This window comes from Streptococcus sp. 2018162 (assembly GCF_019754175.1).
GTDB lineage: Bacteria > Bacillota > Bacilli > Lactobacillales > Streptococcaceae > Streptococcus > Streptococcus hashimotonensis.
Genome location: NZ_JAIJZP010000006.1, coordinates 1 through 26858 on the forward strand (window position 1 = coordinate 1; position 26858 = coordinate 26858).

Here is a 26858-nt window from a genome sequence, read left to right on the forward strand (position 1 = left end):
TTCTATCATCTTCTACTGAACTTGTCAACACTTTTTTGAAACTTTTTTTCATTCCGCTATTGACTAGCCCCTCAAGAGACAACTCAGTTATTCTATCACGACTTATACACATTGTCAACCGGTTTTTTGATATTTTTACACTGAAAGTTCTATGTAGATACTAAAGCATAAGGTTACCGCTGAATCAGTCAATCAGGCGCTTAGGTTACTATTGGCTGAGTATCACATTTAGTCACTCCTCTCCTATTCCTTCTTCTCTTTGCTATAACCTAGATAAAAAGAAACTGAACAGAACTTTTTACGATGCTTCTGCCCAATTTCTTGATTCGATTAACATAATGTTAGTGACTAGCTTTAGCGAAAGTCTTTCAAATGAATTTGTAGATCACGTATCATTTCACGGCGACCATTAAAACATTGTCCGCTAATTAATTTTTCGTATTTATCAAGTTGATCATTGCTCAGATTTTTTCGATAATCTCTCAAGGCACCTCTCAACATTAATAGTTCATCGTTTATCAATCCCGGTGATTGTATTGTGTGAGATAATTCGTGAATATCTTCATGTGGCATACGGTCAAACTTGCGTTTTTGACTTTCCTGTTTACGGATACGATCCTTGATTCGATTTCTGAACTTGACTTTGAAATAACAATATAATTGAACTTGTTCATCAACTAGCCACGGTTGATCTTCCAACAATTCAAATAAGGTCATCATTCCTTCTTGTTCCCAATCATCTCGATCCCATAGTTTAATGTAAAACTCTTTTCGAGCCTTGTTTACAATACCTTTGACGCTTGCGTACACTTTTTCGAATTCCATTTCTTAATCTCCTTTTGTTGATGGTTTAAGTTTATCGAAAAGTGCTGTCTTTCTACAGGACATTTTTGTCTAGCATACTTTATTTGATTTTTCTTTTTTAAAGTACATTTGCTATTGATACTCTATGGCAAACATTGCATTCTGCTCCAGAAGGGAATTATTTGGTATAGTTCTAAGATTGAGATAAATAGCGATTGATTCGTTTTTCTTGTAAATACCCTGTTTCTGATGTGTAGCATGTAAAAAAGCCTTCACCAAGATTATGTACTTAGCGAAGGCTTGGTGGTTATTTTAGTGGTTGAGAGTGAGGGCAGATCCGTTATGGAATGTCTTGCCCAGAGTATTTTTATACTACTCTTTCGTATTAATTTTCTCTTTTACTTCTTCATAAGAAAGGGGATGAACATCTTCGTCATCGTGTTCAATATTCTCTGGCATTTTGCCTGTTTCATACAGAGATTTAATTTGAACACTATCAAGAGTTTCATATTTGAGAAGTGCTTCTGCAATCAGTTTGTGTGTATCACGGTTTGATTGAATAATATCTGCAGCTTTATTACGAGCCTCATTTAGCAAATCTCTTACTTCATTATCTAACTCATATGCAGTTTGCTCAGAAATATGTTTTTGAGTTGTTTGTCCACCAAACATTGCATGACTGCCTTCATACTGCATTGGTCCCATTTTTTCACTCATACCATATTCTGCAACCATAGCACGCGCCATCTGTGTAGCTTGTTCAAAGTCATTTGAGGCACCGGTTGTTTGGATATTGAAAATAATTTCTTCCGCAACACGACCACCCATAAGACCAGCCAATTGCTCCTTCATATCTTCTTTAGATAGAAGCATTTGATCTTCTTTAGGAAGGGCAATCATGTATCCACCTGCGCGACCGCGGGGAACAATTGTTACTTTGTGAACTTCACGTGCATTTGATAGTACGAGACCAACAATTGTATGACCTGCTTCATGGTAGGCAACGATTTCGCGTTCTTTGGCTGAAACTTGACGGTCTTTCTTAGATGGACCTGCAATTACACGATCTTCTGCTTCGTCAATATCTGAAGCATCAATGACAGTCTTGTTTCGACGTGCTGCTACAAGGGCTGCTTCGTTAAGAACATTCTCTAAATCTGCACCAACAAATCCTGGTGTTTGTTGTGCTACTAATTTCAAATCTACATCTGCTGCTAATGGTTTATTCTTCGCATGAACTTTAAGGATTGCTTCACGTCCTTTAACATCCGGACGACCAACCAATACTTTACGGTCAAAACGACCTGGACGAAGAAGGGCAGGGTCTAAAACATCACTACGGTTGGTTGCGGCAATGACAATGATCCCTTCGTTCCCTTCAAAACCATCCATTTCAATTAGGAGTTGGTTGAGGGTTTGTTCACGTTCATCGTTACCGCCACCCATGCCGACACCACGTTGGCGACCGACAGCATCGATTTCATCGATGAAAATAATGGCTGGTGCTGCTTTTTTTGCATCTTCAAATAATGAACGAACACGGCTGGCACCGACACCAACAAACATTTCAACAAAATCTGAACCAGAAATGGAGAAGAATGGCACACCTGCTTCACCCGCTACTGCTTTGGCAAGCAAGGTTTTACCTGTTCCTGGAGGACCCTCTAGTAGCACACCTGCTGGAATACGTGCTCCAAGTTTAGTAAAGCGTTTTGGATCCTTCAAAAATTCAACAACTTCAACTAATTCTTGTTTTTCTTCCTCTGCACCTGCTACATCTGAGAAACGTACCTTGATGTTACTTTGTTCCAAAGCTTTAGCTTTATTCCGTCCAAAGTTCATTGCACCACGTGCTCCACCGCCACCCTGGTTCATCATCATCATAAAGAATACACCAGCAATGATAAGCGGTAACAAATTAAAGACGATATTTAACCAAAGTCCATTTGAACTTTCAGGTTTAATAGTAACCTTTACTCCATTTTCATTTGCAAGAGCTTGTAGCTCTGACAAATTCGTTTCTGACGGTAAAATTAGTGACTTAAAGTTTTTATACTTAACTTTGCTAGAAACTTGGAATAACTTAATAGATGAAGCTAACTCATCTTTAGCTTCCTGTTCTGTTTTGTACTTACCAGTAATTTCAATAACACTTGAATTTGGTTGATAAGTAATTTCAGATACATTATTATTTTTCAATTCAGTTACTACTTGTGAATAACTGATTTCTTGAGTTGCTACTTGCTGACCAGCGTTAAAAAATTGAAAGGCTGTAACAATAGTGGCAATAACGAGAATAATGAGAAAAGGATTTTTTATAAATCCTTTATTTGGTTGATTGTTCATAATATAGTAGGAAACCTTTTTCTATTTTGTGTAAACTTCCTCTTTGAGTACACCAACATAAGGAAGATTACGATAATTTTCATCATAATCTAAGCCAAATCCAACTACAAATTCATTTGGAATAGTAAAGCAAGTGTAGTCTGGCTCGATTTCAACAACACGACCTTCTGGTTTATCAAGAAGAGTGGCAATTTTAATAGAAGCTGCCTGACGCAAAGCAAAGAGTTCTTTCAACTCTTTTAATGTACGACCAGTGTCAATAATATCCTCTACGAAGATGATATGTCGACCTGCAACACTATTGTCCAAATCCTTGATAATCTTAACGGTACCGCTACTCTCCGTTCCACCATGGTAGCTAGAAACAACCATATAATCCGTTTCTACATGGGCATCAATATGTTTCATTAATTCTGCCATAAATGGGATAGAACCTTTTAAAATTCCTACAAGAATAGGATTCTTATCTGCATAGTCTGTTGCTAGAATTTGACCGAGTTCTTTGCATTTTGCAACGATTTCTTCTTCTGAAACAAGAATTTTCTTAATATCTTTGTCCAACATAGTTGTTCTACTCTTTCATTTTTATATATAAGGTAGCTTTGATTATATCATTTTTTACTGATTTACTCAAATCACTGCTAACAAGATTCGTAATTCCGTAAATTTCTCCATCCTGCTCGATAATAAGCGCATTTTGTCGAACTTTCTGTGAGATTTTATTATCAATAAACCAACGGCGGAGTTTTTTATTTACTCCGTTTATTAAAATGGTATCCCCAGCCTGCCTTCTCCTCACTACAATTGGATTTTCTGTAGGAAAATATAAAATACTATCCGCTTCTTCCAAAGGATGATTGAGAGAAAAAATATATGAACCGTAAGAAAAAATACCCTCTGATTTTATCATGATTTTTTCTGGTTGACTATCCGTCTCTAGTCCTATTTTATAAATTTGAAAACGATGATAATCCTTCTCTAACATGTAATCATTTTTCAATAAATGATAGTAGTTAGTTTTTGAACGCAAGATGTGTAATACTTCATTAAATTGTGGACGAGAGAGCTGTAAATCAGGAAATTTTTCCAAATATTCCTCTAATAGATAACTTTGTACTGCAGGTGTCTGTTGTTGAAAACTCATCACATCTGTAACGGATAAATCCTGTGTCAAATCTCTTAGCGCTTGAAATAGATTATTTGTATCAACTGCAAGATTATTGAGAGCAAGTTCGATTTTAGGATTTTCCTGTTTTAACTTTGGTAAATAGTCATTTCTGACTCTATTTCGAAAATATTTGAAATCTGCATTACTGCAATCTTCAAAATGAAATAGCTTATCAAAATCTGCCTTTTTAAAAGATAAAAGTGGTCGAATAAGTTCTCCTGTTGCAAAAGGCTGAGTCGGTTGAATTGCTGATAAGTGACGTAAACGCCCTCCTCTAATCAATCGCATAAAGACAGTTTCTGCTTGATCATCTGCATGGTGAGCTGTCACTAGCGCAGTGTAGCCTTCCTTCTCCATGATTGTAGCAAAAAATCCATAACGCCATTTTCGCGCCGCTTCTTCTGAAAAAACACCTTCAAAATAGGACAGATAAAAGGGAACATTACTTTCTTCTGCTAACTGTTTAAGATATTTTTCCTCGATGACAGATTCTTCCCTCTGTCCATGATTAATATGGGCAATTCCAAGTTCAATCCCTAACACTTGTTTGCATTCGTATAAAAGATGGAATAGGTTCATAGAATCTAACCCACCAGATACGGCTACTAGTACTTTCTTATGTTTATCAAAAAAGTGACCATCCTGTGTCACTTTTAAAAATCTATCTTTCATTTACTTTAAAATCCCGTAAATATCATTTGCAATTTGTGTAATCTCATCATAATTTGATTTATCTGTAAAAATAGATAAAACAAAAGGAGACCCTGCGTAAACAATCGCTACATCGTGTTTGACATCATCTGCATCGCCAATTTTATGAGCAACTGGAACTGAGATGTCTTTCGAAATACGTTGATTATCAAATTGAGTAGATAACAAACTTTCTAGCACATAGCCATTTTGAATATATAAGGCTTCCATCATTTTCCCTGCGATCTCAGCTGAAGTTTCACGTGTAACCATACTCCACTCACTACCTGTTTTAGCAGTTATTACTTGATAAAAATTGGAATCGAATTTATTAGCTACATAATAAGAAAGTAAATTACTAGCTACATTATCTGACTCTTTAGCAGTCTTATTGATCAATTCTTCCACTGAATAATCTTTGTTGTCAGGAGTTTTTGACAGTGAACCACTTCCTCCAGCAACATAAGCTCCTGGGAAGGACATAGATTCGGCTGTATATTTCACTTTAGTAGTCAAATCAATATACACAGCATTCAGTTGCTCTTGAACGTAATAAAGAATTGGTAGTTTAGCAATGCTGGCAGAATAGAATAGTTTCTCTTGATTTACACCTGCAGTTTGACCTGTTGACAATTGTTTCACATATATACCAATAGTATCTTTGGAATATTTGTTAGTCAACAACTCTTGAACAGCTTCTACTCTATTATCCGTTTTAGAAAGATTATTTACTGCAATCCAACCTTTATCTGTAACATAGGCAAACTCACCTAGGGAAGTTGTTACGATTTTAGAAACCATAACAGCTTGATAGGGTTGTAAATCATTTTTTATTTCCGTAGCTTCGTTAGCAATTGGTGAGATTAACAATGTGAAACCTTTTTTTGTCCAATAAGTTTGCTCAACAGTAGTTTCTGTAACAATTACATCATCAAATAGTAGATGCCTACTTGCAAGAATGTAACCCTTGTCATCTATTTGGAAAACCAATTCTTTTTTACTATTGACTAGAGCATCCGTAATAGAAAAATGTTGGTTCGGCTGTAATTGTCCACCTGCTATAGTCAGTTCTTCATCCGAATAAAGATTCTCAGTTTGAAAAACATTTGGGTTTTGAGGGATAGTTTGAAAATACTGATCATAGATAGTATGAGTCAATTCGTATTCTTCTTGCGCTGTGAGTTCAAATGGTATTTCTGTACTATCGACCACCTGCCATCCAAATAAAACTGGCAATAACCATACGAGCAGTTTTTTCTGCATACTCCCTCCTTTCTACGATTGATTTTCTTCTAACTTTAATTCTCTATTCTTTTGATTCAACTCTTCTAATTTTTCATCAGAATGCTGTAAAAATTGCTCTACAATTTTAAAAATAGATTCGGTCATTTTGGTAACCCTGGAATATTGTAGACAAATTCCCCTTCTTTAGAGTATTGATACTTAGCTCGAACATACTTTGCTGCGTATTCCTCATTTTTCAATTTTGCAACCATCTCTGCTTCCTGCTTCTGTTCTTTGGTCAGTTCTTCGTAATTTTTTTCCAATTCAGCAAGTTTCTTTTCCTGCTGCTGAATATTGGTGTAAGTCCCAACAAGATTGTAGGCAGGCAACATAAAAAGAAAGATAACTAGAATGAGAATTGCACCCATAAAACGATTTTTTTGTTGGCGTTCTGCCAATTGATGCTGAGTTTTTTTACGCTCCGACTGAATAAAGGCATTATTCAGTTGTAGAATTTTAGATTTCTTCATCTTTTTCTATCCTTTTTTCACTGATAATTTCATACATTTTCAGTGCGTCTTCTTTTTTAGTCGAATCTTTCATCTCAAGTACTTTTACAGTGAGTAGTTTATTACCAAATTGGATTTCAACCTGATCATTTACTTTTAAATCTGTTGAAGATTTCGCCAAAATCCCATTGACTTTTATTCGTCCTTTATCGGCAACTTCCTTCGCAACTGTTCGACGCTTGATAATGCGGGATACTTTCAAATATTTATCTAGTCTCATACTTTACCTCAGTTCACTATTTTACCATTTTTCAAGGTATTTGAGAAATTTATTCTGCCTTCCTTGCTTTAATTTCTTTTAATTTTTCGGCAAAAGAAATCAATTCCTCTAATATTTCATATTCTTTTTTCTGTTGAATGTTAAACACAACAGCTAGTTTTCCTTTATTTTCCGTTATCTGAGCTTTCAAATTTGTCACAGATAAAGCTTCAAAGTAATCTTGCGTTAGGAAAATTTGACCAGCCATAGGTTCGAATGTTACTGTCACTTGATGTTGTCGTCTAAGAACTGTATGACAGAAAACTTGGTCTAAAAATGACTTCAATAGGCCAATTTCAAGCAAGTAGGCTACTACATCAGGATACTCTCCAAAACGGTCTATCAATTCTTCTTGCAATTCTTGATAGTTTACACGACTGTCAATATTCTTTATACGCTTGTAAATTTCAATTTTTTGTCGCTGATCAGCAATATAGTCACTTGGTAGATAGGCGTCAATCTGTAGGTTGACCTCAGTGTTGCTTTTCTGACGTTGGGCTGCCTTACCTTGTTTTTCCAAGATGGCTTGTTCCAGCAATTGTGAATACAGTTCATACCCTACAGAATCAATAAATCCTGACTGGGCAGCGCCTAAAATATTTCCAGCTCCACGAATGGACAAATCTTGCATGGCAATCTTGAAACCTGATCCTAGTTCTGTAAAGCCCTTGATTGCCTCCAAACGTTTTTCAGCTACTTCTGTCAGGGACTTGTCTGGACGGTACATGAGATAGGCATAGGCAATCCGACTGGAACGGCCAACACGTCCTCGAAGTTGATAGAGAGTTGACAGTCCCATGTGATCGGCATTTTCAATAAACAGTGTATTAGCATTTGGAATATCAACACCTGTTTCGATGATTGTTGTGGTCACTAGAATATCATACTCACCCTCTACAAAGGCATATAGAGTATTTTCTAATTGGATTTCCGACATTTGTCCATGGACGTATCCTATAGTAGCTTCTGGAACCAAGTCTTTTAATTCAGACACTTTCTGTTCAATGGTGTCAACTTTATTGTAAAGATAGTAAACCTGACCTCCGCGATCTATCTCACGAAGCATTGCATCTCGGATAACGGAAGGATTTGTTTCCATCACATAAGTTTGTACAGGATAGCGATTTGTCGGTGGAGTCTCAATTACTGATAAGTCACGGATTCCCAACATGGACATTTGCAATGTCCGAGGAATTGGAGTTGCAGTTAGGGTTAGGACATCTATTTTCTTTTTCAGTTCCTTCAAGCGTTCCTTATGCTTGACACCAAACCGTTGCTCTTCATCAATAACCAGTAAACCCAAATCAGCAAAAACAACATCTTTTGATAGGAGGCGATGGGTACCAATCAAGATGTCAACTTGGCCTTTTTTCAACTTCTCAAGTGTTTTTTCCTGCTCTGCCTTTGTTTTAAAACGACTCATAACATCAACATTAACAGGAAATTCTGCAAACCGTTCTTGGAAATTAGCGTAGTGTTGCTGGGCTAAAACAGTCGTAGGAACAAGAATAGCTACTTGCTTGCCATCATTGACAGCTTTGAAAGCAGCGCGCATAGCTACCTCTGTCTTACCAAAGCCGACATCCCCTACCAGCAAACGATCCATTGGAGAGTCCTTTTCCATATCTTGTTTGATTTCATCAATGGATCGAAGTTGGTCGTCGGTTTCCACATGTGTAAAGTAGTTGTCAAACTCAATCTGATTCTCATCATCTGGTGAAAAGGCAAAGCCTTTCAGCTGACTACGCTCCGCATAAAGCTTAATCAAATCATCTGCAATATCCTCCACTTGCTTCTGAACTTTTTGCTTGGTTCGTTGGAACCGACCATCGTTTAGTTTATTAACTTTTGGAGCTTTCCCATCAGACGCTAAGTATTTGGAGAGAAGATCAATTTGTTCTACAGGAATAGAAATGCGATCAGAGTTTTGATATTGAACCGTTAAATAATCACGATGAATGCCTGAAATTTCAATAGTCTCAATTCCTAAGTATTGACCGATACCATGAACATGGTGAACAACATAGTCACCAACTGCTAATTCACTATAGTCCTTAATACGTTCAGCGTTAGAAATATTGGTTCTACGTGTCTTACGCTTCATTTTCTTATTGAAAATCTCTTTTTCAGTGATGAAAACTAGTTTCTCATCCATCAAATGAAAACCTGAAGCTAACTGACCAATCGTAACCTGTTGCTGACCTTCTACTAACTTATCTGCTGCATGTACTGGAAGATGGATATCATACTCTTGTAAAGTTTTCTGTAAAGTCTGTAAACTTACATCAGAACTCGCTTGAATAACAACGGTATTATTTGACTTCGCATACCGAGTCAATTCATCTTTTAACAGTGGAATCTGGTGGAAAAATTCCTGCATAGGATGCTGTGTGAATTGATAGAGAGCATCAAACTTTACATTGCCTAAACCTTTTTGAAAACTTGAAAAGAAGGTGGCAGGTTTGTATTTTCTTAACTCCGAATAGGTAGATGCAAAATAGTGCAAACTTGACACTGATTTTCCCTTTTGTAAATCATCTGTCAATAACTCTGCTGATTCTTTTTCAAATTGAGCCTGCTTGTCAGCAATTTTATGAAAATCATCTAAAAATAAGGGAGAACCCTTTGGCAAATAATCCAACAATGTCCAAGATTGTTCATATAAAAATGATAGAAATTTCCGTAAATCGGGATGACGATATTCCGTTTGCATATCTGCCACGACTTCTCGTAAATAAGACTGCTGCTCCCCACTTCTAGATTGGTCAATAGAGATTTGGATTTTCTGACTAGCCCGCTCATAGTCAGTAGACGATAAAATAATATCTGATGCTGGTGACAAACTGATTTGTTCGAGATTCTCTAAAGACTTTTGACTATCTACATCAAAAATACGGATGCCATCAATTTCATCTCCAAAGAATTCTAAACGGCAGGGAGATGCCGCTTGCATATCAAAAATATCTAGAATATCCCCTCGTTGGCTGAATTCTCCCTGAGTTAAAACTCTGGACACCTTTTTGTAGCCTGTATTGACAAGTTTCTTTACAAGATTGTCAATTTCTATTTCTTGACCAACTTCAAGCCTTATTTTAGAACCTTTATAAGTCTCAGGACTCGGCAATAAGACCCGACAAGCAGCTATACTAGCAACTAAAATTCCTGAACTGGTAGAATCTGTCAAGAAATTTAAACTATCAATCCTTGATTGAGTCCGTTCTTTTGATGCAAAAACAAACTCGGCAATAGGACTATCATCTGTAAAAAAGTTGTAAACATTCTCACTTCCAACGATGGCTGTTAAATCTGCAACTAATTTCTCAGCATCATTTTGAGTAGCAGTCACAATCATAATCTTTTCAGCCAAACAATCATAGGCAGTCGCCATGACTAATGACTTACTGGTGCCAGTGAGTCCTAATAATAGTTGGCGAGCTGACTTGTTTAAGCCAGACTGCCACTGATTGATTTGCTTATTTTTGTGAAGAAGATCTAGTATATTCATTATCCGTTAAACTTTCTCATGATGCTATCAAAATCGTCCTCTTCCAGATAAAAGTTGACAGCCTTGTCAAGTTTATCTAGTGCTAAGTCGATTTCAATACGGTCTTCTGTATCAAATCCAGATAAGACGTGATTGACAACGTTCATCTTTCCTTTTGGACGGCCAATACCAATCTTGATACGGTCAAATTCTTGTGTACCAATATGCTTGACAATGGATTTAATCCCATTGTGGCCACCAGCTGAACCCTTTTGACGAAAACGGATTTTCCCAACAGCCATGTCCAAGTCATCGTAAGCCACCAAAATATCTGTCTCATCTAAACCATAATAGGTCATCAGGGCATGGACAGCCTTACCTGATTCGTTCATGAAGGTCGTTGGCTTTACTAGATAGATTTTTTCACCGTCAATAAAGGTTGTGGCAATGTCTGCTTGGAAAATCTTATCGTGACTAAAAGTTACATTTTCACGCTTGGCAATCTTATCTAGCAACATAAAGCCGACATTGTGCTTGGTTTCAAAATAGCGATCCCCAGGATTTCCTAGGCCTATAATCAATCGTGTCATTTTTTCTCCTTACATACCAAAAGGCTGGAAAATGTATTCCAACCTAATTGTCTATTATACGTTAAAGCGGAACTCCATGATGTCCCCGTCTTGAACGACATATTCTTTTCCTTCTTCACGGAGGCGTCCTGCTTCCTTAACAGCTTTCTCAGAGCCGTATTGAATCAAATCATCATAGGACATGGTTACGGCACGGATAAAGCCTTTTTCGAAGTCTGAGTGGATGATGCCAGCACATTGAGGAGCTTTCATACCACGTTTGAAGGTCCAAGCACGAACTTCCTTCTCTCCTGCTGTAAAGTAGGTGCCTAGACCAAGCAAGTGATAGGCTGCACGTGTTAATTTGTCCACACCAGATTCTGTCAAGCCGAGGGCTTCCAAAAACTCACCCTTGTCTTCATCGTCTAGTTCTGAAATTTCCTCTTCTGCACGCGCAGAAATCACCACCACTTCTGCATTTTCTGTTGCTGCAAAGTCACGGATTTGCTGAACATAGCTGATAGAGTCAGGATCCGCTACCTTGTCTTCATCGACGTTGGCAACATAGAGGACTGGCTTGGTGGTCAAGAGGAAGAGTTGCTTAACGATTTTTTGTTCTTCATCTGTGAAGTCAACTGTACGAGCTGATTTTCCGTCTTCCAAGACAGGCTTGATTTTTTCAAGAACTGCAAATTCTGCTACAGAATCCTTGTCTTTTTGCGTACGGGCCATTTTTTCTACACGCGCATAACGTTTGTTGATGCTCTCTAGGTCCGCCAAAATCAATTCCAAGTTAATGGTATCAATGTCTGCGATAGGATCAACAAAGGCATCTTCACGGCCTTGTTCACGCATGACATTTTCATCGTCAAAGGCACGCACAACATGGACAATGGCGTCAACTTCGCGGATATTGGCCAAGAATTTATTTCCAAGCCCTTCACCTTTAGAGGCACCTTTTACGATACCAGCAATATCGGTAAATTCAAAGGTCGTTGGCACTGTCTTTTTAGGAGTGATGAGTTCTGTCAACTTCTGCAAACGCTCATCGGGCACTTCTACCATACCGACGTTTGGATCAATGGTCGCGAAAGGGTAGTTGGCAGCCTCTGCTCCTGCCTTTGTAATCGCGTTAAATAGGGTTGATTTACCAACGTTTGGCAAACCGACGATTCCTGCTGTTAAAGCCATGTTTTTTACTCTCCAATTAAAAATTCAATCATGACTATTATAGCAGAAAAATAGAGAAAAAGCTTGCTGTTTGGCAAGCTTCGTTAAAAATAATGCATAATGAAAAATGAACCTAAAACAACAACTGCAACAAAAATGAGAGAGATAATATCTCCTCTTGTAAGAGGTCGTTTGGATTCTTCGTTCAAGTATTCCCAAACATTCATTTTTCCTCGCTGTTCCACCACAATTTCCTTCTCAGGCTCTTTTCCTAAAACCAGATAATCCAGACTGACACCAAAGATTTCTGCCAGCTGGACCAGTTTGTCGATGTCTGGCGTTGCTTCACCATTTTCCCACTTTGAAACAGCCTGACGGGAAATATAGAGTTTCTCTGCCAACTCATCTTGGGATAGGTTATTGGTTGTGCGTAAAACTCGAATTTGCTGTGCCAACTGATTCATGTTCATGTCCTCCTCTTTTTTATAAGTCTATTATAGTTTAGAAAGGAACAGTTGACTAGCACTTTTTAGGAAATATTCGCAACCAGCAGTTGCAAACTGTCAACTAGGTTTCACTAGGCAGCACTTGTTGCATTTTTCGTTCAAAATCATGCCGGCTCATCATGACTACATGGTCACAGTTGGTACAACGGATTTTGATATCCGCTCCTAGACGGATGACTTCCCATTTATTGGCCTTCTTGCCGGTCGATTTGATGACACAGGCATGGGGCTTTTTCATTTCGACAAAGGATCCTAATTGATACATACTTCCTCCTTAAAGATACATACTTCTTTCCTGATAGGTTAACGTTACCTCATTTGCAGTGCATATCTCTCCATCTATTTGCAATAATAATTTTTCTTTTGATTTTAAAACTACATCTACCCCTGTTAAATGCTGAATTGTATGAGAAGATTCATGCCTCTTCGTTAATAAGGCTAACAATGATTGTAGACGTTGGTAGAAATTTCCATTTTTGAAGTAAACAATATCTACTTCCTTCTTTTTAGCACTTGCTGTTGGCCATATCATGATTCCTCCACCAAAATAAAGACTATTTGCTACAGAAATAAAAAAGAGATTATCTAACTGATAAGATTTTTCATCAAGAGTTAATTCTAAGTTTATAGCTTGTTTTGAAAATAATGTTTTAATACCAAAGAATAGATAAGTTAACTTCCCAAGTTTTACCTTGTTCAGAATTTTTTTCAAAATTGAATTCGTTGAACCATTGATAACTTGAGCTGCAAAGCCAAAATCCATACTGTTTACAACCGTTCCGTGTGAACTGTTTAAAACATATATCCGACTTGTTTTTCCCTCTAAAATGGCATCTACACTTCTATAGAGCGATGTTATATTCATTGCTTTTGCAAAATCATTTCCAGATCCTGTTGGATAATAAGCAAACGGTAGACTAGCTGGCCAAAAACGCAAGGCTTTAGATAGTGTGCCGTCTCCGCCTAAAATCATTAATTGGTCTTCACTACTGACAAACTCCTTTAAAATAGCCTCTATTTGACTTTTTTCATCCTCAGGCCCAACTGTCATAAAAATGTTAACTGCAAGCTGTGGATAACTTTCTTTTATTTTGAATATGATATGTTCAGCAGTATGGCTACCAGCATTAGGATTAGCTAATATATATAACGTCATTTATTCCCCATCACTAAATATATAAAAATAAGCTAGGTGCTATTTTTTAGTATAACATAAAAACGGCTAGTTTAGCCGTTCTTAATATTATTTAGTTGGTACGAACTGGTGTAACCAATTGAATAAAATCTTCCCCTTCATTATTGGGAATCAATGTAAATGGACGGACAGAAGAGATAAAGCTAATTTTCACTTGTTCACTAGTTGTGGCTTTCAATGCTTCTATCAAGTAAGTTGGGTTAAAGCTGATTACTAAGTCTTCACCTGATACTTCTACAGTATCTAATTCCTCATTCACACGTCCAACTTCTGGAGAATTTACATGAGCCGATACAACGTTATTAGCAATTTCTAGTTTTACTGTACCATTTTGGGTTGCATTTGAAAGAAGACGAGCACGCTCCATCGAGTGACGAAGATTTGCAGTATCAAAAATTGCAGTTGTTTTAAACTCAGTTGGAATTAAGCGGTCGGTATCAGGGTAGGTACCTTCTAATAAGCGTGTATAGAAGCTAATATGCTCGCTTCTAAAAAGGATTTGATTATTTGAAAAGAAGACTTCTACTGTTTCAATATCATCTGTAAAAACTGCAGTAAATTCACGGAGAGAACGACTTGGAATGACAACATTAAAATCATCACCAGATGTATCAAGGACCAATTTCCGTTGGCTCATACGGTGTGAATCTGTTGCAACAGTTTTTAGATTTTTATTTTTTGTTAAAACAAAATGAACACCTGTAAGAATAGGACGACTTTCTTGTGTAGAAGCTGCAAATGCTGTTTCATTAATTGTTTGTTTTAATACTTTGGTTTCTAACACCAATGGTTTTGAAGTTGGAACTTCCTGTAAACGAGGATACTGTTCTGCTTCTTTTCCCTTTAATGTGATTTCAGACTTACCACTTGTCAAAACGATTTGCTTTTGTTCAATTTCATTGAAGTCAAGGACCAAATCCGGCATGCTGGATACGACATTAATAAAGAAACCAGCTTCTAAGAGAATGGAACCTGGAGAACTGATCAAAAGTCCTGCATTTTCATCTTGAATAGAAATAAAATGTTCAATCGAGATTTGTCCATTTGAACCAGTTAAAGTGATTCCTTCACTAGTTACTGTAATTTTTACTGTTGAAAGAATTGGAATAGCATTTTTTGTACTGATTGCCCGTTTAGTAATACTAAGTGCTTGTAGAAATATATTTTTATTAATAGAAAATTGAATCATGGATTCTCCTTTATTTATTATCTATAAGGTTAATAGTAATAGTAGTCTCTGTGTATTCTGTGGAAAAGTGATGAAAGACCAATAAAACTGCGGAAATTAACTTGTTCACAACTTGTGGAAAAAACAGAAGTTTTTTTAAAAGTTATACACAGGTTAACGAAGTTTATTTTTTATACTGGTAATCTCTATTTCTAAATTCTCATCATCCAAGAGGAGAGTTTTTATTTTATTGTATGCATGCATAACGGTTGTATGGTCTCGATTACCAAATTCTTTCCCAATTTTTGGAAGGGAATTGTCTGTCATTTCACGTGCTAAAAACATAGCAACTTGTCGCGCGTGAACGATATGTTGAACACGCTTAGAACCTTTTAATTCTTTCAAGCTGACACCGTAGAAATTTCCCACTTCGGTTTGGATTTTCTCAATAGGAATAACCATGTTTTGTGGATTTGTTTGTTTTCTTGATCGAATAGCCTCAGCAGCAACCTCGACACTTATCTCAGACAGTTGCCGCATAGTGGCTATCAAATGGATATCTTTTAAGGCACCTTCAAGGTCACGTACGTTCGAATCAAATTGCCCAGCTAGATAGGATAGCGTCTCATTTGTAAAGTTATAAGGCAGGTTCTCGCACTTGTTACGTAAAATTGCGATACGTGTTTCAAAATCAGGTGGAGTGATTTCACTGGTTAACCCCCATTTGAAACGTGTTACTAGTCTTTCTTCCAAATTGTCTAAGTGATCGGGATTACGGTCGCTTGTGAGTACAATCTGCTTATTTTTTTCATGAAGCGCATTAAAAGTATGGAAAAATTCTTCCTGTGTTGTTGCTTTATTACGGAGAGACTGAATGTCATCAATTAGAAGTAAGTCCAGATTGCGATAGGTTTTTTTGAAACTTTCCATATCATTGAGACGGAGGTGTTCTAAAAATTCATTGATGAATGTTTCCGATGAGACATATTTTATCCTTGCCTGGGGATTATCGGCTAGAACCTTATTTCCAATCGCATTTAAAATATGAGTTTTTCCAAGACCAGGACCACCAAAAATGAATAATGGATTGTAGAGCTCACCTAGGTTATCAGATACAGCTAAAGCTGCAGCCTTTGCCCAGTGATTATTGTCTCCTTGTACAAAATTAGCAAAGGTGTACTGGGATTTTATGTCAGAATGAACCGGTTTAAAAGTTTCTTGAGGCGTAGCCGGCTCAGGTGTCTGTACCTGGTGAACCACTGAACTTCTTGCGTTTGTAATGTTCTTAATCTCCTGTTCATCCTCTGTAAATTGATATTGGATGGCAAGAGGCTCTCCGTAGATTTCAAAACTAGCGGCAATCATTAACTCTTCGAAGTTTTTTTCCCAGAAATCTTTTTTAAATGGACGATTTAAGAAAATATTGGCAACTTGCTGGTTGATTCCGAGTAATTTTGCATCAGCGACATAAAAATCATAAATAGATGGCTTAAAATTTACTTTTGCTAATTCAATAAATCGTTGCCAAAAAAGTTGTTCTTGGTTCATATTTTCCCCCTTTCACATTATATTCGTTAGAATAGTGTACCATAAAAAACAAAAGTTTTCCACAGATAATTTTTAAAATCCACACTGTTAAGAAAAGTTTTCCACAAGATGTGAATAAAAGTCAGAACCTTTGCTGGTCCTGACTTTTTGTAATGATTTTAGTGTGGAAAAGAGTGTTTATAAAAATAAATTGTAAACAAGTCTATTTAAAATTGTTGATAATTCTTTCGAATTCATCGAGGTCATTAAAGCTAATTCGAATTTCTCCGCTCCCGTTTTTCTTCTTGATAATTTTTGTAGCTGTTCCAAGAGTTTTACTGAGTGAATCTTCCTGTTCTTTTAAAAATTGGTCGCGTTGTTTAAGCTTAGTGTGTTTTTTCTTATTTGCAGCTATTAATTTTTCAAGCGTACGCACACTTAAATCCTTTGATAAAATGAGTTGAACCCATTCGGCTTGCTTTTCTTCTGAAAATGACACCAATTGTCGCGCGTGCCCTTGTGAAATTTTTCCTTCTTCTACAGCTTGTTTAGTCTGAGATGATAGATTTAGTAGGCGCAATAAATTACTGATATATGGTCTTGATTTTCCCATGATTTGAGCAACTTCATCATGTGTTAACCCTCTACTAATCAATTTTTGATAAGAGGCTGCTTCTTCTATCGGATTTAAGTTAGAACGTTGCAGATTCTCTATGATAGCCTGATAGAGTAAATCATCATCAGTCAGCTCTTTTACCACTGCTGGTATTGTAGTCAGTCCAGCTAATTGACTGGCTCGCAACCTTCTTTCTCCAGCTAATAATTCGTATCCGATAATAGAAGATTTTCTTACAATAATCGGTTGAATTAAGCCATTTTCCTTAATGGATTGAGCGAGCTCAAGTAGCTCCTTTTCATCAAAATGAATTCTTGGCTGATAGGGATTGGGATGGATTTCTGAAATATTTAGTGTACGTAATTCTTCCATATATCCATATTCTAGCAAAAAAAATGAGACTTTACAATTGTGTAAAGTCTCATTTGTCAATTATTCGCTAAGTTCTTCTGTAGAATGTGTCAACTTAATGTCAACAGTTTGTTTCTGATTATTGCGGTAATAAGTTACAGTGATTGTATCTCCAATTTGATGTTTGTAGAGAGCGCTCTGGAGGTCACTCTTATTTTGAATAGCTTCTCCGTCAATCTCAGTAATAACATCAAAAGTTTCTAATTTTCCATCTGCAGGTAGTCCACTTTGTGTAGAGACAATTACGACACCGGATGTTAATTCCGTATTTGATAATCCAGCTTTTTCTAATTGACTAGTTGACAAGGTCGTCAAGTTAACCATATGAACTCCAAGAGCAGGTCGGCTAACTTGTCCAGTTTTTTCAAGCTGATTGATAATAGCTACGGCATCATTTGCAGGAATAGCAAATCCCAACCCTTCTACAGCCACGCCTGAGCTATTTGCAGAACTTGAGGTAATTTTGCTAGAGGTAATGCCTATCACTTGTCCTTGGGTATTGATTAACGGTCCGCCAGAGTTTCCAGGGTTGATAGCTGTATCAGTTTGAATAGCGTTGGTTGAAATGGTTTGTCCATCTTTTGATTGTGAAGTAACTGTCCGACTTAAGCTAGAAATAATACCCTGGGTAACTGTATTGGCGTAGACGCTGCCTAGAGGACTACCAATTGCGATAGCAGTTTCTCCAACTTTAATTGTATCGGAATCAGCAAATTCAGCAACAGCAGTGACTTTATCTGCTGATATTTTTATAACAGCTATATCAGAATATGTATCGGAACCAACAAGTTCACCGCTAATTTTTTCTCCAGATGCTAAAAGGATATCAATCTTTTCTGCGTTATTAATAACATGCGTATTTGTCACAATATAGGCATATTGACCATCTTTTTTGTAGATAACACCAGATCCCTCCCCAGCAACGGCTAGTTCGTCAGATGATTCAATATTTCCAAAGATAGCACCAAGACTATTGTTGGCTGATTTTTGGTAATTAATAACAGACACAACAGCATTTTGTACTTTCTCTACAGCTTTTGTGGTGGAAGTTTCATTATTATATTGAACATTGCTGACACTAGTGATAGCAGAATTTGCTTGTTGAACCTGTGGCTGGAAGAAAGAGGCTGATAAGGCCCCGATAAGACCCCCAAAAAATCCAATTACAAATAAAATCGCAAATTTCAAATATTTTTTCATATAAGGAATCCTTTCCATTTCTTTAATTTTCCTTAAGAGTACTATTTCTTTCTTAATTATAACTTAAAGTTTTCAAAAATCAATCCACAACCTGTGGATAACTCTGTGAATTATGTGAAAAACTGTAGCCATATCCTGATTTTCTAAAAATATTTTCTGTCGTATGCTTGTGGATATGTTACAATTATTTTATGAAAATAAAATTGATTACCGTTGGAAAATTGAAAGAAAAGTACCTCAAAGAAGGTATTGCAGAATATAGTAAACGATTGGGACGATTCACTAAGTTGGATATGATTGAGCTTCCTGATGAAAAAACACCAGATAAAGCCAGTCAAGCAGATAATGAACAAATATTAAAAAAAGAAGCCGATAGAATTATGTCTAAAATTGGAGAGCGAGATTTTGTCATTGCCTTAGCGATAGAAGGGAAACAATTTCCATCGGAAGAATTTAGTCAAAAGATATCTGATATTGCAGTAAATGGGTATTCAGATATAACTTTTATCATCGGTGGTAGTTTGGGTCTCGATTCTTGTATTAAAAAAAGAGCTAATTTGTTGATGAGTTTTGGACAGTTGACACTTCCCCATCAACTAATGAAATTAGTTCTCATCGAGCAGATTTATCGTGCATTTATGATTCAGCAGGGAAGCCCATATCATAAGTAGTTTCACGTGAAACAAGGAGTGAAAATGAATCAAAAAGATTATCGTGTTTTTGAGGGATTGAGAATTGCTTGTTCATTAACGTTTATCAGTGGTTATTTAAATGCCTTTACTTTTGTGACTCAGGGTGGTCGCTTTGCTGGCGTACAATCTGGAAATGTTATTTCCCTAGCTTATTTTTTAGCTAAAGGTGACTTTGCGCAGGTAGTTAATTTTTCCATTCCCATTTTATTTTTTGTATTCGGACAATTTTTTACCTACTTAGCAAGAAGGTATTTTGAAAAACAAACATGGTCTTGGCACTTTGGTAGTAGTGTAATGATGTTAGTTCTTATCTTACTAACTATCATTCTCTCACCTATTATGCCTGCGTCTTTTACAATTGCTAGTCTAGCCTTCGTAGCCTCTATTCAAGTAGAAACATTTAGAAGGTTACGAGGTGCTCCGTATGCCAATGTGATGATGACAGGGAATGTCAAAAATGCTGCTTACCTCTGGTTTAAAGGAGTTATTGAAAAAGATTCAGAACTTAGAAAAACAGGTAGAAACATCTTATTGACCATTATAGGGTTTATGCTAGGTGTCATTATATCTACTCACCTATCCTTCCAATTTGAAGAATATGCCCTTATTGGTCTGATTTTGCCAGTTTTATATATTAATTATGAATTATGGCAAGAAAAAAGACCTACTCGAGGTAGGTCTAAATGATTCCAGCAGGATTCGAACCTGCGACCGTTCGCTTAGAAGGCGAATGCTCTATCCAGCTGAGCTATGGAACCTTAACCATTTTATTTTACATTAAACAAAGCACTCTGTCAATACAATAAAAAATCAAAAAATGTATTGACAAACAAAGTCACATGTATTATACTAGTTATTGTTCTAAAAATGGTCCGTTGGTCAAGGGGTTAAGACACCGCCTTTTCACGGCGGTAACACGGGTTCGAATCCCGTACGGACTATTTCTTCCGCCATAGCTCAGTTGGTAGAGCGCATGACTGTTAATCATGATGTCACAGGTTCGAGCCCTGTTGGCGGAGTAAATAAAGACTAGGAAACCTTGAGAAATCAAGGTTTTTTCTTATTTTGGTCAAAAGTTGGTCAATGAATTTAGAACTATCTCAGCTTTTACTGCATATTGGATAAGAATGAAAAAATCGTGAAAAAGCGACATGAATAATCATACAATAGGAAAATTTGGTCAAAAAATGGTCAAGTGTTTGCTGACATGATTTTTCTAATTTTTTCAGTTTCTTCTTCCTCTTTTTCCTTAATAAGATGAGAGTAAGTTTCTATAATTTGCTTTGTATCTTTGTGACCTACGATTTTCGAAAGTGTCCAAATATCAATTCCTTCAGCCAGTAAAATACTGATATAGGTATGACGAATACCAGTAGCTGTTAGGACTTTTGGAGTTATATTTAATTGATGAAGCAGTTCACTGAGACAAGTATTGACAGTTTTATTTGAAGGTACACCATAAATTGGATTAACAAATAGAAGATTATTTGAATTATCGAAATCAATTGTATCTTGCTCTTTTAGCAATTTATCGAGTACTTCTATTACAGTATCATCAATAGGAATATTTCGTACAGATGTTTTTGTTTTAGGGTCTGTAAACTCATTTTTCGCTGAATCGTATCGCCTATAAGTTACAATCTCTTTGCTTTTCCAAAGTATGCAATCCCAAGTTAAGCCTAAAACCTCTCCAAATCTCATACCAGTCTTTAACTGTATGTAAAGAAGATAGTAAACTAAGTTGTCAGTATAGTTTACATTATTGTAAAGATAATTAACTAATTTTTTATAATCTGCTTTACTATGAATATACTTATCTTCTTTTGATTTTGCTGGTTCTAATCCAGTTATCTTTACACCTATTGTAAAGTCATGGAAATCAAGTCGGTCTTGTTTAGCAAATTCCAACACTTTTCTAACTTCAGAATTTAAACGAGCAACATTATCACGACCATTAGTTTTGGCAAATTGATTGATAAAGAGTTGATAGCGACTAGCCTTTATATTTACTAAAGGCATATTTCCGAAAAACTCTTCAATTAGTTTGCCACGTTTAATGTGTTTGTTGAGTGTCGCCTGTTTTTTATTTAAAGGAACGATATGTAGCTCATACCATTTTTTCCAAAGTTCATGTAAACTAATTTGTCTATCAATGTTAGCCCCTTTTAGAAGTCTAAGCTCAATTTCGATTGCTTCAAGTTCAGCTTCTTTTTTAGTTCTAAATCCAGAATTTGAAGCTATTACTTTTCCTTTATCATCAAAGATTCTATAGTCCCATAATTTTTTCTTACCTCTTTGTCTATAGGATGCCATATAGTTACCTCACTTTCATAAAAAGCAGATAACCAAGGGTTGTCTTGGTTATCATAGCATAATTATTTGAAAATTTCTAGAAAATTCTGTTCGAAAAATTCACGTGTTTTAGTAGCTAAAAAGAAATATCGACCTCCTCGATTCTGAGGATATTTTACAAATCCGTTTGGGTTTTGGTCAATATCAATTTGTTTGCGAATAATCGGCTTATATAGGACATTTTCAAGTAGCCATGGACGAGATACAGAGAGCATTTCTAGGACATCATTCATAGTCATATACTGACCTGCTACAGCACTTTTCTTCAGTCTTTCATATTCATCTTTATCTACAATAATCTTCGAATCAGGAAGCTTAATAGTGATATTTGCTAAGTCAATAGTAAATTTATTTATTTCCATGACTTTATCTCCCTTCTAAATTATGAGATAATAGACTAGGGATAAACCTAGTCTTATCTCAGTTAATCGGCAACATCATTCTTATTGTTCTTGGCGGAATTTTTAGGGTTGATGTTGTTTTTTTGATAAAAAATTTGAAAAGCATCTTCAAGTAAATCTTTAAAATTAAGATTAGAGAGTTTGTCACCAAACTTAGATAACCATATTCCAACATCTGGATTTGGTACATAGTTGGCATCGTATTCTTGAACTAGCCTGATGATGAAGTAGTTACGTGCTTCTGTTCCCCATATTGTTTCTATTTTCCATAGAAGTGGATAGAAGCCACTACCTTTCATTAAATATAATATTGTTGCCATCAGGTCATTATTCCTTGAAGATAATGATTCTAGTGCTGGAAAGTCTCCCATACTTTTCATTAAATCACTTGTTACATCAAGAGCTTCTCCATTAGTTGATTCGTAGAAGCAATACTTATCAAGTATTTTATTGACAATTAGCTTGCTCAAGCCTTCAGAGCTTTCTAATGTTAGTAGCAGAGCTAGGATTTGATTACTATAAGTTCCTTTATAGGAAGCCTCCATACGAATCCAAGAATCACAGAATTTTGTGAGGTGCATATACCGTCCTTGATTATCTAATTGCTCCTGGTACTTATTATAGATACGAAGTAAAGCGTTAATATTCTTTTTCTTGCTACCAATATAAACAGTTTGAGCATATCCATTTACCTCTTGAGCACTAATTTTTGATATATTTTTACGTCCCTTGTTATTGGTAATGATGTATTGCTTTGTTTTCAATCCTTGGTAGAGGTCATTGACAGTTAACTTATAGTTAAAATAGTCAACGGCAAAGTCAATACGTGAAAGACGTAATTCATAGTAATCCTCGTCCAGTAATTGCGCCATGTTGTGGACGTCAATTGATTTACCATTTAAGTCTTGATAACTAGATTTATATTGCGATAATGCAGATGCACTGAACTTTAATATAATACCCATTGTAAAGTTGGTCTGATGCCAAGCAATTGCAAAATAGTAAGGCAAGTCTTGAAAGGTGAATCCATCTGTATAGCCTGCTGGAGGTGTTTTTAATGGAATATAATTTCCAAAAAGAATAGGCAGAGATAGTTTATTAGCTATTATCTCAGATAGCGTTGAAGCAATTTGATGCCAATTATCTGGATAATCACCGACTGTATCTTCTGTTGGCTTGATGACGAATGTTACTTCATCAATACTGGTCATAATTACAGGTTTACGGTTAGTATCTTTTTGAAGATACTCTTCAATTTCGTTTTTACAAAACATAATTTACGTCCTTTTATCCGCCTATAAATTGATAGTTAACTGGGCGGTAGGTTTTATTTTAGTTAACTATTGCTACCGAGTAGTGAAATTCCTATGATTTAATTTTCCCATGATATGAAGCTATAGTCACCCTAAGTTTTATTTAGCAGGTAAATGCTTGCTTTGACAGCCTTTTGTAATGGTAGTAAGTTCCTTCCCTAAAGTGGAATGTGTAAAGCAAAGAATCTAGGAAATAATGGAACGGGGGTTATTACAGAATCCCCGTTAAGCCAGCTAAAGCTGGCGAGGCTGTAAGACCTCTGATACCCTAAAGGGAACCAGGGTCAACAGCCTCATCATTTTGGAAATATTGCTCTGAACGTTGGAATGCTTTCACAATCAATCTTTCTAGTGGTGGCATATTGTGACTTGGTACAAGTATATGGCGACTATCTTGTCCATCTATCTTCATGTACCCGACACCTCTGGGATTATTTCGTACAATGCCATCCTTTTCATCAGAGAAGAGCATTGATACTGTTTCTTTAGACAATTTGCCTAATGCAATCACTGTACCTATGGAATCACGTGATAATCCTAGGCTGGTCTTGTGGGCATCTTGTTGAGAGATGATAACGTAGATTCTGAAAGACCTTCCTAACTGTATAAGACGAGTATAGTCTTTAACGGCTTGGTCACGCTCTTTTTTATCAAGACTATTCTGCCAGGCATTAAACTCATCAAAGCATATTACGACAAATTCCTTAGACCTATCTATCCCTTTTTGGCGGTTTTCAAGGATTTTTAGTCCTAGAGTAAGTAATTCTGAAACCTCATCAAATCGCTTAAATCCTTTACAGCCATTTAGAAAAGCAAAGTCAGTATCAGCTTTATAGTCGCCAATTAGGAACGTAGCTTCTGGGTAGGTATAAGCAAACCGTGCTAAAAAGACCTTTGTTGCATAAGTCTTCCCAGACCCACTGGAGCCTACCAAAAGAGCGTGGGGGACACGCCCAACTGGTATATCCCAGAAGAAGTGATTTCCAGCATCAAAAAGCTTTTTATCAAGAAAACATTTCATCTGTTCACACTCCTAATTAGAACTATAGGAAAATTGAATTTCCAAATTGAGATAATACTGATTGTTATACCTCAACAGTTCTCCAAATTTGGGTGTAATATATAACGACTTCCCTTTGTCTGACCAATTTTCATAAGTTATAGAATCAACCAGAAATTTACTAAATTGTGTCAGAAAAACTTGTTGGATATAGCTTTCTTCTTCCTCAACAGGCTTTTTAGATAGCATAACAGGAAAACGAATAAGGTGAGAACGATAATCACTGCTAGTTTGCAAGTATCGAATATAGCGACTATCAAAAAGAAGTTTTTGCCCTGAAACAGTTGCAGTTTTTTCAATTACCTGTTCAATATCTGCTATGATTGTTGGGAGGTTTAATTGAAGTATTTGAGCCTGTTTCTGTTTTTCTTTAATCTCGCTAATTCTAAGAGCAAAATAAAGAAATCCAGCAAATAAGATAATTAACCAAGACAAAATTGTCATAAAAAGTCCTTTCTATGGCTAGGAGGAATCCCCCTAGCCACTAAACCAACTCAATAAAAGCAGACTTAGCTTTGACTGAAAGCGCACCGCGATTCCCACTTGTGTAGGCATTGATAGAAACATTATCAAGAGTAATTTCTACTTTTTCATCAAACAAAGTTGTAAAGTCTGATATATTCACGGTATCAACTTTTATATTTGTCTGACTAAAATGCCCCTCTAACGAGCGTATTCCGATAGAGAGTTGGATTTGACCAGTACTGTGCCCAGACGTAAAATCTTTTACTTCCGATGCCCCGAGCAAGCGCCCTTGAATTGTTACTTGTGTAGCTTCCATGAGCCACCTCTTTTCTAACCCATGTGGGTAAATAATGTTGTGTGATAGCTATCTCACACTACGAGAATAACATACAAATAATTCAGTTTCTACCTAACGTCTAGGTACTGATGTAATAGGCTTTTTCCACTTTCACTAACGGAATAAAGTACACTTGAATTTGTTCATCGGTTATGCTAATCTAATGAAAAATATGTGAGGTGCTATTTATGTCTATAGATGTTGTTGAACAACAAGAAAAATTATTACTAGCTTGTATAACTCTGAACTTTGTTGAAGATTTAGAGGAATTCAAGGAATTTCAAGAACTTTCAGCTGAAGAAAAAGGATACAAAGCAATATTAGAATACGTCGATGATATGATTGATTCTAAAGTAGGTGTTAAAACACTAGAAAAAATCTTCCAAGGAAACCCTTCTACGTCCAAAACAGCTATTAGTGATAGAGCTTATAATGCTATCTTTGAAAATGAAATATTTAGTGAATTAAGTGAAAAAATATACGAAGGCATTCAAAACAATGATAAAGTAATTATGGACAAGGTTACGGACATTATTGAGCATCGAATTGAAAACAAAGAATTCCCTAAGATATTGGAGAAGATGAAGAAATCAAGTAATCGTCATTATGCTCTACCTATGTTATTACAAAATGAGCAACTATTAACGAATGTGTTTGATTATCTCCCTTTAATTGAAAAGATTTTTGAATCAAAAGATAATCTGAGAGTGTTTTGTCAAGTAGCTGAACGATTAGAATTATTTAGGATAGTTGATGAATTTGAGGATTGGGATAATGTAGAAAAGTTTATCAAATCAGTTCAAACTCGAAATGGTTTTGATAATTACATATTTTAGAGAACACAAAAAGCCAAGTTTTTAGACTTGGCTTATTTTTCAACTTCATCAATTATGTTAATCAGTAGTTTTAAAAGTCGTTCTTGTTTACTTGTTGAGAATTCTGCTATTTTAGATAATAATTGGTTTGTTAGGGGATTATCTTCCTTTAATGAAATATCAAAGAAGTTTTCTATATCTGTATCAAGTGCAGTCATAATTTTTTCAAGAGTCTCAACTGTGATATTCGGTTCTAAATTTTCTAATTTATAAGCATATTTTAAGGGAAGACCGGCTTCTTCTTCTAATTGCTGCTGTGTCAAGTGTTTTTGCAATCTAAGAATTCGAATGCGTTTACCAATATAGGCTTTTAGGTTTATTTTCGTCATATAAATACCTCTTTTAAAGCTATACTACTGAATTTTGTAGTCTTAAAGAACCACTTAAAAAGCGAATATCCACGTAAAATAGTTTTATAAAAACACTGTTTGTGTTATAATATCCTTAAAAAGCTATT

General features: G+C 36.1%; 28 protein-coding genes and 3 tRNA genes. 5 read left to right on the forward strand and 26 right to left on the reverse strand.

Features of this window, described 5'->3' with window-relative positions; genetic code table 11:
- Positions 1-354: 354 nt before the first annotated feature.
- The 18 genes from K5Q22_RS06060 to K5Q22_RS06140 form a co-directional block, all read right to left on the reverse strand.
- Positions 355-825, reverse strand: a complete 471-nt coding sequence (locus K5Q22_RS06060) for a sigma-70 family RNA polymerase sigma factor (protein ID WP_205013950.1) — start codon at positions 823-825, stop codon at positions 355-357.
- A 351-nt stretch (positions 826-1176) separates the two neighbouring features.
- Positions 1177-3150 carry an ATP-dependent zinc metalloprotease FtsH gene (gene ftsH / locus K5Q22_RS06065; RefSeq protein WP_205013951.1) on the reverse strand — a complete coding sequence of 658 codons (1974 nt, stop codon included), beginning with the start codon at positions 3148-3150 and terminating at the stop codon, positions 1177-1179.
- A gap of 21 nt (positions 3151-3171) precedes the next feature.
- Positions 3172-3714, reverse strand: coding sequence for a hypoxanthine phosphoribosyltransferase (gene hpt, locus K5Q22_RS06070; protein WP_014735203.1), 543 nt, complete (start codon positions 3712-3714; stop codon positions 3172-3174).
- Positions 3715-3721: 7 nt separating this feature from the next.
- Positions 3722-4990, reverse strand: a complete 1269-nt coding sequence (gene tilS / locus K5Q22_RS06075) for a tRNA lysidine(34) synthetase TilS (protein WP_205013952.1) — start codon at positions 4988-4990, stop codon at positions 3722-3724.
- The gene (locus K5Q22_RS06080; RefSeq protein WP_205013953.1) at positions 4991-6271 is read right to left on the reverse strand and encodes a serine hydrolase; all 1281 of its coding nucleotides are present in this window, start codon (positions 6269-6271) and stop codon (positions 4991-4993) included.
- A gap of 12 nt (positions 6272-6283) precedes the next feature.
- Positions 6284-6397 carry an SP_0009 family protein gene (locus K5Q22_RS09775; protein WP_032501539.1) on the reverse strand — a complete coding sequence of 38 codons (114 nt, stop codon included), beginning with the start codon at positions 6395-6397 and terminating at the stop codon, positions 6284-6286.
- A complete protein-coding gene (locus K5Q22_RS06085; protein ID WP_004194327.1) occupies positions 6394-6762 on the reverse strand; it encodes a septum formation initiator family protein in 369 nt (122 codons plus the stop codon). The genes K5Q22_RS09775 and K5Q22_RS06085 overlap by 4 nt, the downstream gene beginning before the upstream one ends.
- Positions 6749-7021 carry an RNA-binding S4 domain-containing protein gene (locus K5Q22_RS06090; protein ID WP_004194330.1) on the reverse strand — a complete coding sequence of 91 codons (273 nt, stop codon included), beginning with the start codon at positions 7019-7021 and terminating at the stop codon, positions 6749-6751. Before K5Q22_RS06090 ends, K5Q22_RS06085 begins: the two co-directional genes overlap by 14 nt.
- Before the next feature lie 49 nt (positions 7022-7070).
- On the reverse strand, positions 7071-10565 hold the full coding sequence (mfd, locus tag K5Q22_RS06095) for a transcription-repair coupling factor (protein WP_205013954.1): 3495 nt from the start codon (positions 10563-10565) through the stop codon (positions 7071-7073).
- The gene (gene pth, locus K5Q22_RS06100; RefSeq protein WP_105150893.1) at positions 10565-11134 is read right to left on the reverse strand and encodes an aminoacyl-tRNA hydrolase; all 570 of its coding nucleotides are present in this window, start codon (positions 11132-11134) and stop codon (positions 10565-10567) included. The genes mfd and pth overlap by 1 nt, the downstream gene beginning before the upstream one ends.
- A 54-nt stretch (positions 11135-11188) precedes the next feature.
- Positions 11189-12304 (reverse strand): redox-regulated ATPase YchF, encoded by a 1116-nt coding sequence (gene ychF, locus K5Q22_RS06105; protein ID WP_014735197.1) that lies wholly within the window; start codon positions 12302-12304, stop codon positions 11189-11191.
- An 83-nt stretch (positions 12305-12387) separates the two neighbouring features.
- On the reverse strand, positions 12388-12747 hold the full coding sequence (locus tag K5Q22_RS06110) for a helix-turn-helix domain-containing protein (RefSeq protein WP_158456536.1): 360 nt from the start codon (positions 12745-12747) through the stop codon (positions 12388-12390).
- Between the two features lie 103 nt (positions 12748-12850).
- Positions 12851-13054, reverse strand: a complete 204-nt coding sequence (locus K5Q22_RS06115) for a DUF951 domain-containing protein (protein ID WP_029171245.1) — start codon at positions 13052-13054, stop codon at positions 12851-12853.
- A 9-nt stretch (positions 13055-13063) separates the two neighbouring features.
- Positions 13064-13945 carry a diacylglycerol kinase family protein gene (locus K5Q22_RS06120; protein WP_205013956.1) on the reverse strand — a complete coding sequence of 294 codons (882 nt, stop codon included), beginning with the start codon at positions 13943-13945 and terminating at the stop codon, positions 13064-13066.
- Between the two features lie 91 nt (positions 13946-14036).
- On the reverse strand, positions 14037-15173 hold the full coding sequence (dnaN, locus tag K5Q22_RS06125; protein WP_205013958.1) for a DNA polymerase III subunit beta: 1137 nt from the start codon (positions 15171-15173) through the stop codon (positions 14037-14039).
- 153 nt (positions 15174-15326) lie between these two features.
- Positions 15327-16700, reverse strand: a complete 1374-nt coding sequence (gene dnaA / locus K5Q22_RS06130; RefSeq protein WP_024384308.1) for a chromosomal replication initiator protein DnaA — start codon at positions 16698-16700, stop codon at positions 15327-15329.
- Positions 16701-16902: 202 nt separating this feature from the next.
- On the reverse strand, positions 16903-17667 hold the full coding sequence (locus tag K5Q22_RS06135) for a ParB/RepB/Spo0J family partition protein (RefSeq protein WP_012775418.1): 765 nt from the start codon (positions 17665-17667) through the stop codon (positions 16903-16905).
- Positions 17668-17727: 60 nt separating this feature from the next.
- The gene (locus K5Q22_RS06140) at positions 17728-18924 is read right to left on the reverse strand and encodes a S1C family serine protease (RefSeq protein WP_014736606.1); all 1197 of its coding nucleotides are present in this window, start codon (positions 18922-18924) and stop codon (positions 17728-17730) included.
- A 173-nt stretch (positions 18925-19097) separates the two neighbouring features.
- Here K5Q22_RS06140 and rlmH point away from each other — a divergent pair, with 173 nt between their 5' ends.
- Positions 19098-19577, forward strand: a complete 480-nt coding sequence (gene rlmH, locus K5Q22_RS06145; protein ID WP_205013960.1) for a 23S rRNA (pseudouridine(1915)-N(3))-methyltransferase RlmH — start codon at positions 19098-19100, stop codon at positions 19575-19577.
- Between the two features lie 24 nt (positions 19578-19601).
- Positions 19602-20285 (forward strand): YoaK family protein, encoded by a 684-nt coding sequence (locus tag K5Q22_RS06150; protein WP_029171250.1) that lies wholly within the window; start codon positions 19602-19604, stop codon positions 20283-20285.
- Here the strand turns inward: K5Q22_RS06150 and K5Q22_RS06155 are convergent.
- A tRNA-Arg gene (locus K5Q22_RS06155) sits at positions 20283-20356 on the reverse strand. The genes K5Q22_RS06150 and K5Q22_RS06155 overlap by 3 nt on opposite strands.
- 111 nt (positions 20357-20467) lie before the next feature.
- On the opposite strand from K5Q22_RS06155, the gene K5Q22_RS06160 reads away from it, so the two are divergent.
- Together K5Q22_RS06160 and K5Q22_RS06165 are read left to right on the forward strand one after the other, a co-directional pair.
- Positions 20468-20539 (forward strand) — tRNA-Glu (locus tag K5Q22_RS06160).
- A gap of 5 nt (positions 20540-20544) precedes the next feature.
- Positions 20545-20617 (forward strand) — tRNA-Asn (locus K5Q22_RS06165).
- Between the two features lie 172 nt (positions 20618-20789).
- Here K5Q22_RS06165 and K5Q22_RS06170 read toward each other — a convergent pair.
- The 6 genes from K5Q22_RS06170 to K5Q22_RS06195 all read right to left on the reverse strand — a co-directional run bounded on the left by K5Q22_RS06170 (position 20790) and on the right by K5Q22_RS06195 (position 25505).
- A complete protein-coding gene (locus K5Q22_RS06170; protein WP_205013963.1) occupies positions 20790-21911 on the reverse strand; it encodes a site-specific integrase in 1122 nt (373 codons plus the stop codon).
- Between the two features lie 62 nt (positions 21912-21973).
- Positions 21974-22312, reverse strand: coding sequence for a DUF771 domain-containing protein (locus tag K5Q22_RS06175; RefSeq protein WP_014638876.1), 339 nt, complete (start codon positions 22310-22312; stop codon positions 21974-21976).
- Between the two features lie 62 nt (positions 22313-22374).
- Positions 22375-23625: a replication initiation factor domain-containing protein gene (locus K5Q22_RS06180; RefSeq protein WP_205013966.1), complete on the reverse strand. Its 1251-nt coding sequence runs from the start codon at positions 23623-23625 to the stop codon at positions 22375-22377.
- A 307-nt stretch (positions 23626-23932) separates the two neighbouring features.
- A complete protein-coding gene (locus K5Q22_RS06185; protein WP_205013968.1) occupies positions 23933-24685 on the reverse strand; it encodes a cell division protein FtsK in 753 nt (250 codons plus the stop codon).
- Between the two features lie 12 nt (positions 24686-24697).
- Entirely contained in the window at positions 24698-25168 is a 471-nt protein-coding gene (locus K5Q22_RS06190) for a hypothetical protein (protein WP_024407766.1), read from the reverse strand.
- Between the two features lie 40 nt (positions 25169-25208).
- Complete coding sequence (locus K5Q22_RS06195; RefSeq protein ID WP_205013970.1) at positions 25209-25505, reverse strand: hypothetical protein; 297 nt, start codon at positions 25503-25505, stop codon at positions 25209-25211.
- A 209-nt stretch (positions 25506-25714) separates the two neighbouring features.
- Between K5Q22_RS06195 and K5Q22_RS06200 the strand changes: the two genes are divergently transcribed.
- Positions 25715-26362, forward strand: coding sequence for an epsilon-antitoxin (locus K5Q22_RS06200; RefSeq protein ID WP_205013973.1), 648 nt, complete (start codon positions 25715-25717; stop codon positions 26360-26362).
- 32 nt (positions 26363-26394) lie between these two features.
- Here the strand turns inward: K5Q22_RS06200 and K5Q22_RS06205 are convergent, their stop codons facing one another.
- Positions 26395-26730, reverse strand: coding sequence for a helix-turn-helix domain-containing protein (locus K5Q22_RS06205; protein ID WP_205013975.1), 336 nt, complete (start codon positions 26728-26730; stop codon positions 26395-26397).
- Positions 26731-26858 lie beyond the last annotated feature (128 nt).

What these genes read in the sequence shown, in the direction of transcription:
- K5Q22_RS06110 (WP_158456536.1), bottom strand. Translation starts at nt 12,747, where the DNA reads ATGAATCAGTTGGCACAGCAAATTCGAGTTTTACGCACAACCAATAAC.
- dnaN (WP_205013958.1), bottom strand. Translation starts at nt 15,173, where the DNA reads ATGATTCAATTTTCTATTAATAAAAATATATTTCTACAAGCACTTAGT.
- K5Q22_RS06085 (WP_004194327.1), bottom strand. Translation starts at nt 6,762, where the DNA reads ATGAAGAAATCTAAAATTCTACAACTGAATAATGCCTTTATTCAGTCG.
- K5Q22_RS06190 (WP_024407766.1), bottom strand. Translation starts at nt 25,168, where the DNA reads ATGACAATTTTGTCTTGGTTAATTATCTTATTTGCTGGATTTCTTTAT.
- mfd (WP_205013954.1), bottom strand. Translation starts at nt 10,565, where the DNA reads ATGAATATACTAGATCTTCTTCACAAAAATAAGCAAATCAATCAGTGG.
- tilS (WP_205013952.1), bottom strand. Translation starts at nt 4,990, where the DNA reads ATGAAAGATAGATTTTTAAAAGTGACACAGGATGGTCACTTTTTTGAT.
- K5Q22_RS06140 (WP_014736606.1), bottom strand. Translation starts at nt 18,924, where the DNA reads ATGGAAAGGATTCCTTATATGAAAAAATATTTGAAATTTGCGATTTTA.
- hpt (WP_014735203.1), bottom strand. Translation starts at nt 3,714, where the DNA reads ATGTTGGACAAAGATATTAAGAAAATTCTTGTTTCAGAAGAAGAAATC.
- K5Q22_RS06195 (WP_205013970.1), bottom strand. Translation starts at nt 25,505, where the DNA reads ATGGAAGCTACACAAGTAACAATTCAAGGGCGCTTGCTCGGGGCATCG.
- ftsH (WP_205013951.1), bottom strand. Translation starts at nt 3,150, where the DNA reads ATGAACAATCAACCAAATAAAGGATTTATAAAAAATCCTTTTCTCATT.
- K5Q22_RS06120 (WP_205013956.1), bottom strand. Translation starts at nt 13,945, where the DNA reads ATGACGTTATATATATTAGCTAATCCTAATGCTGGTAGCCATACTGCT.
- K5Q22_RS06170 (WP_205013963.1), bottom strand. Translation starts at nt 21,911, where the DNA reads ATGGCATCCTATAGACAAAGAGGTAAGAAAAAATTATGGGACTATAGA.
- ychF (WP_014735197.1), bottom strand. Translation starts at nt 12,304, where the DNA reads ATGGCTTTAACAGCAGGAATCGTCGGTTTGCCAAACGTTGGTAAATCA.
- rlmH (WP_205013960.1), top strand. Translation starts at nt 19,098, where the DNA reads ATGAAAATAAAATTGATTACCGTTGGAAAATTGAAAGAAAAGTACCTC.
- pth (WP_105150893.1), bottom strand. Translation starts at nt 11,134, where the DNA reads ATGACACGATTGATTATAGGCCTAGGAAATCCTGGGGATCGCTATTTT.
- K5Q22_RS06060 (WP_205013950.1), bottom strand. Translation starts at nt 825, where the DNA reads ATGGAATTCGAAAAAGTGTACGCAAGCGTCAAAGGTATTGTAAACAAG.
- K5Q22_RS06135 (WP_012775418.1), bottom strand. Translation starts at nt 17,667, where the DNA reads ATGGAAGAATTACGTACACTAAATATTTCAGAAATCCATCCCAATCCC.
- K5Q22_RS06185 (WP_205013968.1), bottom strand. Translation starts at nt 24,685, where the DNA reads ATGAAATGTTTTCTTGATAAAAAGCTTTTTGATGCTGGAAATCACTTC.
- K5Q22_RS06205 (WP_205013975.1), bottom strand. Translation starts at nt 26,730, where the DNA reads ATGACGAAAATAAACCTAAAAGCCTATATTGGTAAACGCATTCGAATT.
- K5Q22_RS06200 (WP_205013973.1), top strand. Translation starts at nt 25,715, where the DNA reads ATGTCTATAGATGTTGTTGAACAACAAGAAAAATTATTACTAGCTTGT.
- dnaA (WP_024384308.1), bottom strand. Translation starts at nt 16,700, where the DNA reads ATGAACCAAGAACAACTTTTTTGGCAACGATTTATTGAATTAGCAAAA.
- K5Q22_RS06080 (WP_205013953.1), bottom strand. Translation starts at nt 6,271, where the DNA reads ATGCAGAAAAAACTGCTCGTATGGTTATTGCCAGTTTTATTTGGATGG.
- K5Q22_RS06175 (WP_014638876.1), bottom strand. Translation starts at nt 22,312, where the DNA reads ATGGAAATAAATAAATTTACTATTGACTTAGCAAATATCACTATTAAG.
- K5Q22_RS06180 (WP_205013966.1), bottom strand. Translation starts at nt 23,625, where the DNA reads ATGTTTTGTAAAAACGAAATTGAAGAGTATCTTCAAAAAGATACTAAC.
- K5Q22_RS06150 (WP_029171250.1), top strand. Translation starts at nt 19,602, where the DNA reads ATGAATCAAAAAGATTATCGTGTTTTTGAGGGATTGAGAATTGCTTGT.
- K5Q22_RS06090 (WP_004194330.1), bottom strand. Translation starts at nt 7,021, where the DNA reads ATGAGACTAGATAAATATTTGAAAGTATCCCGCATTATCAAGCGTCGA.
- K5Q22_RS06115 (WP_029171245.1), bottom strand. Translation starts at nt 13,054, where the DNA reads ATGTATCAATTAGGATCCTTTGTCGAAATGAAAAAGCCCCATGCCTGT.
- K5Q22_RS09775 (WP_032501539.1), bottom strand. Translation starts at nt 6,397, where the DNA reads ATGACCGAATCTATTTTTAAAATTGTAGAGCAATTTTTACAGCATTCT.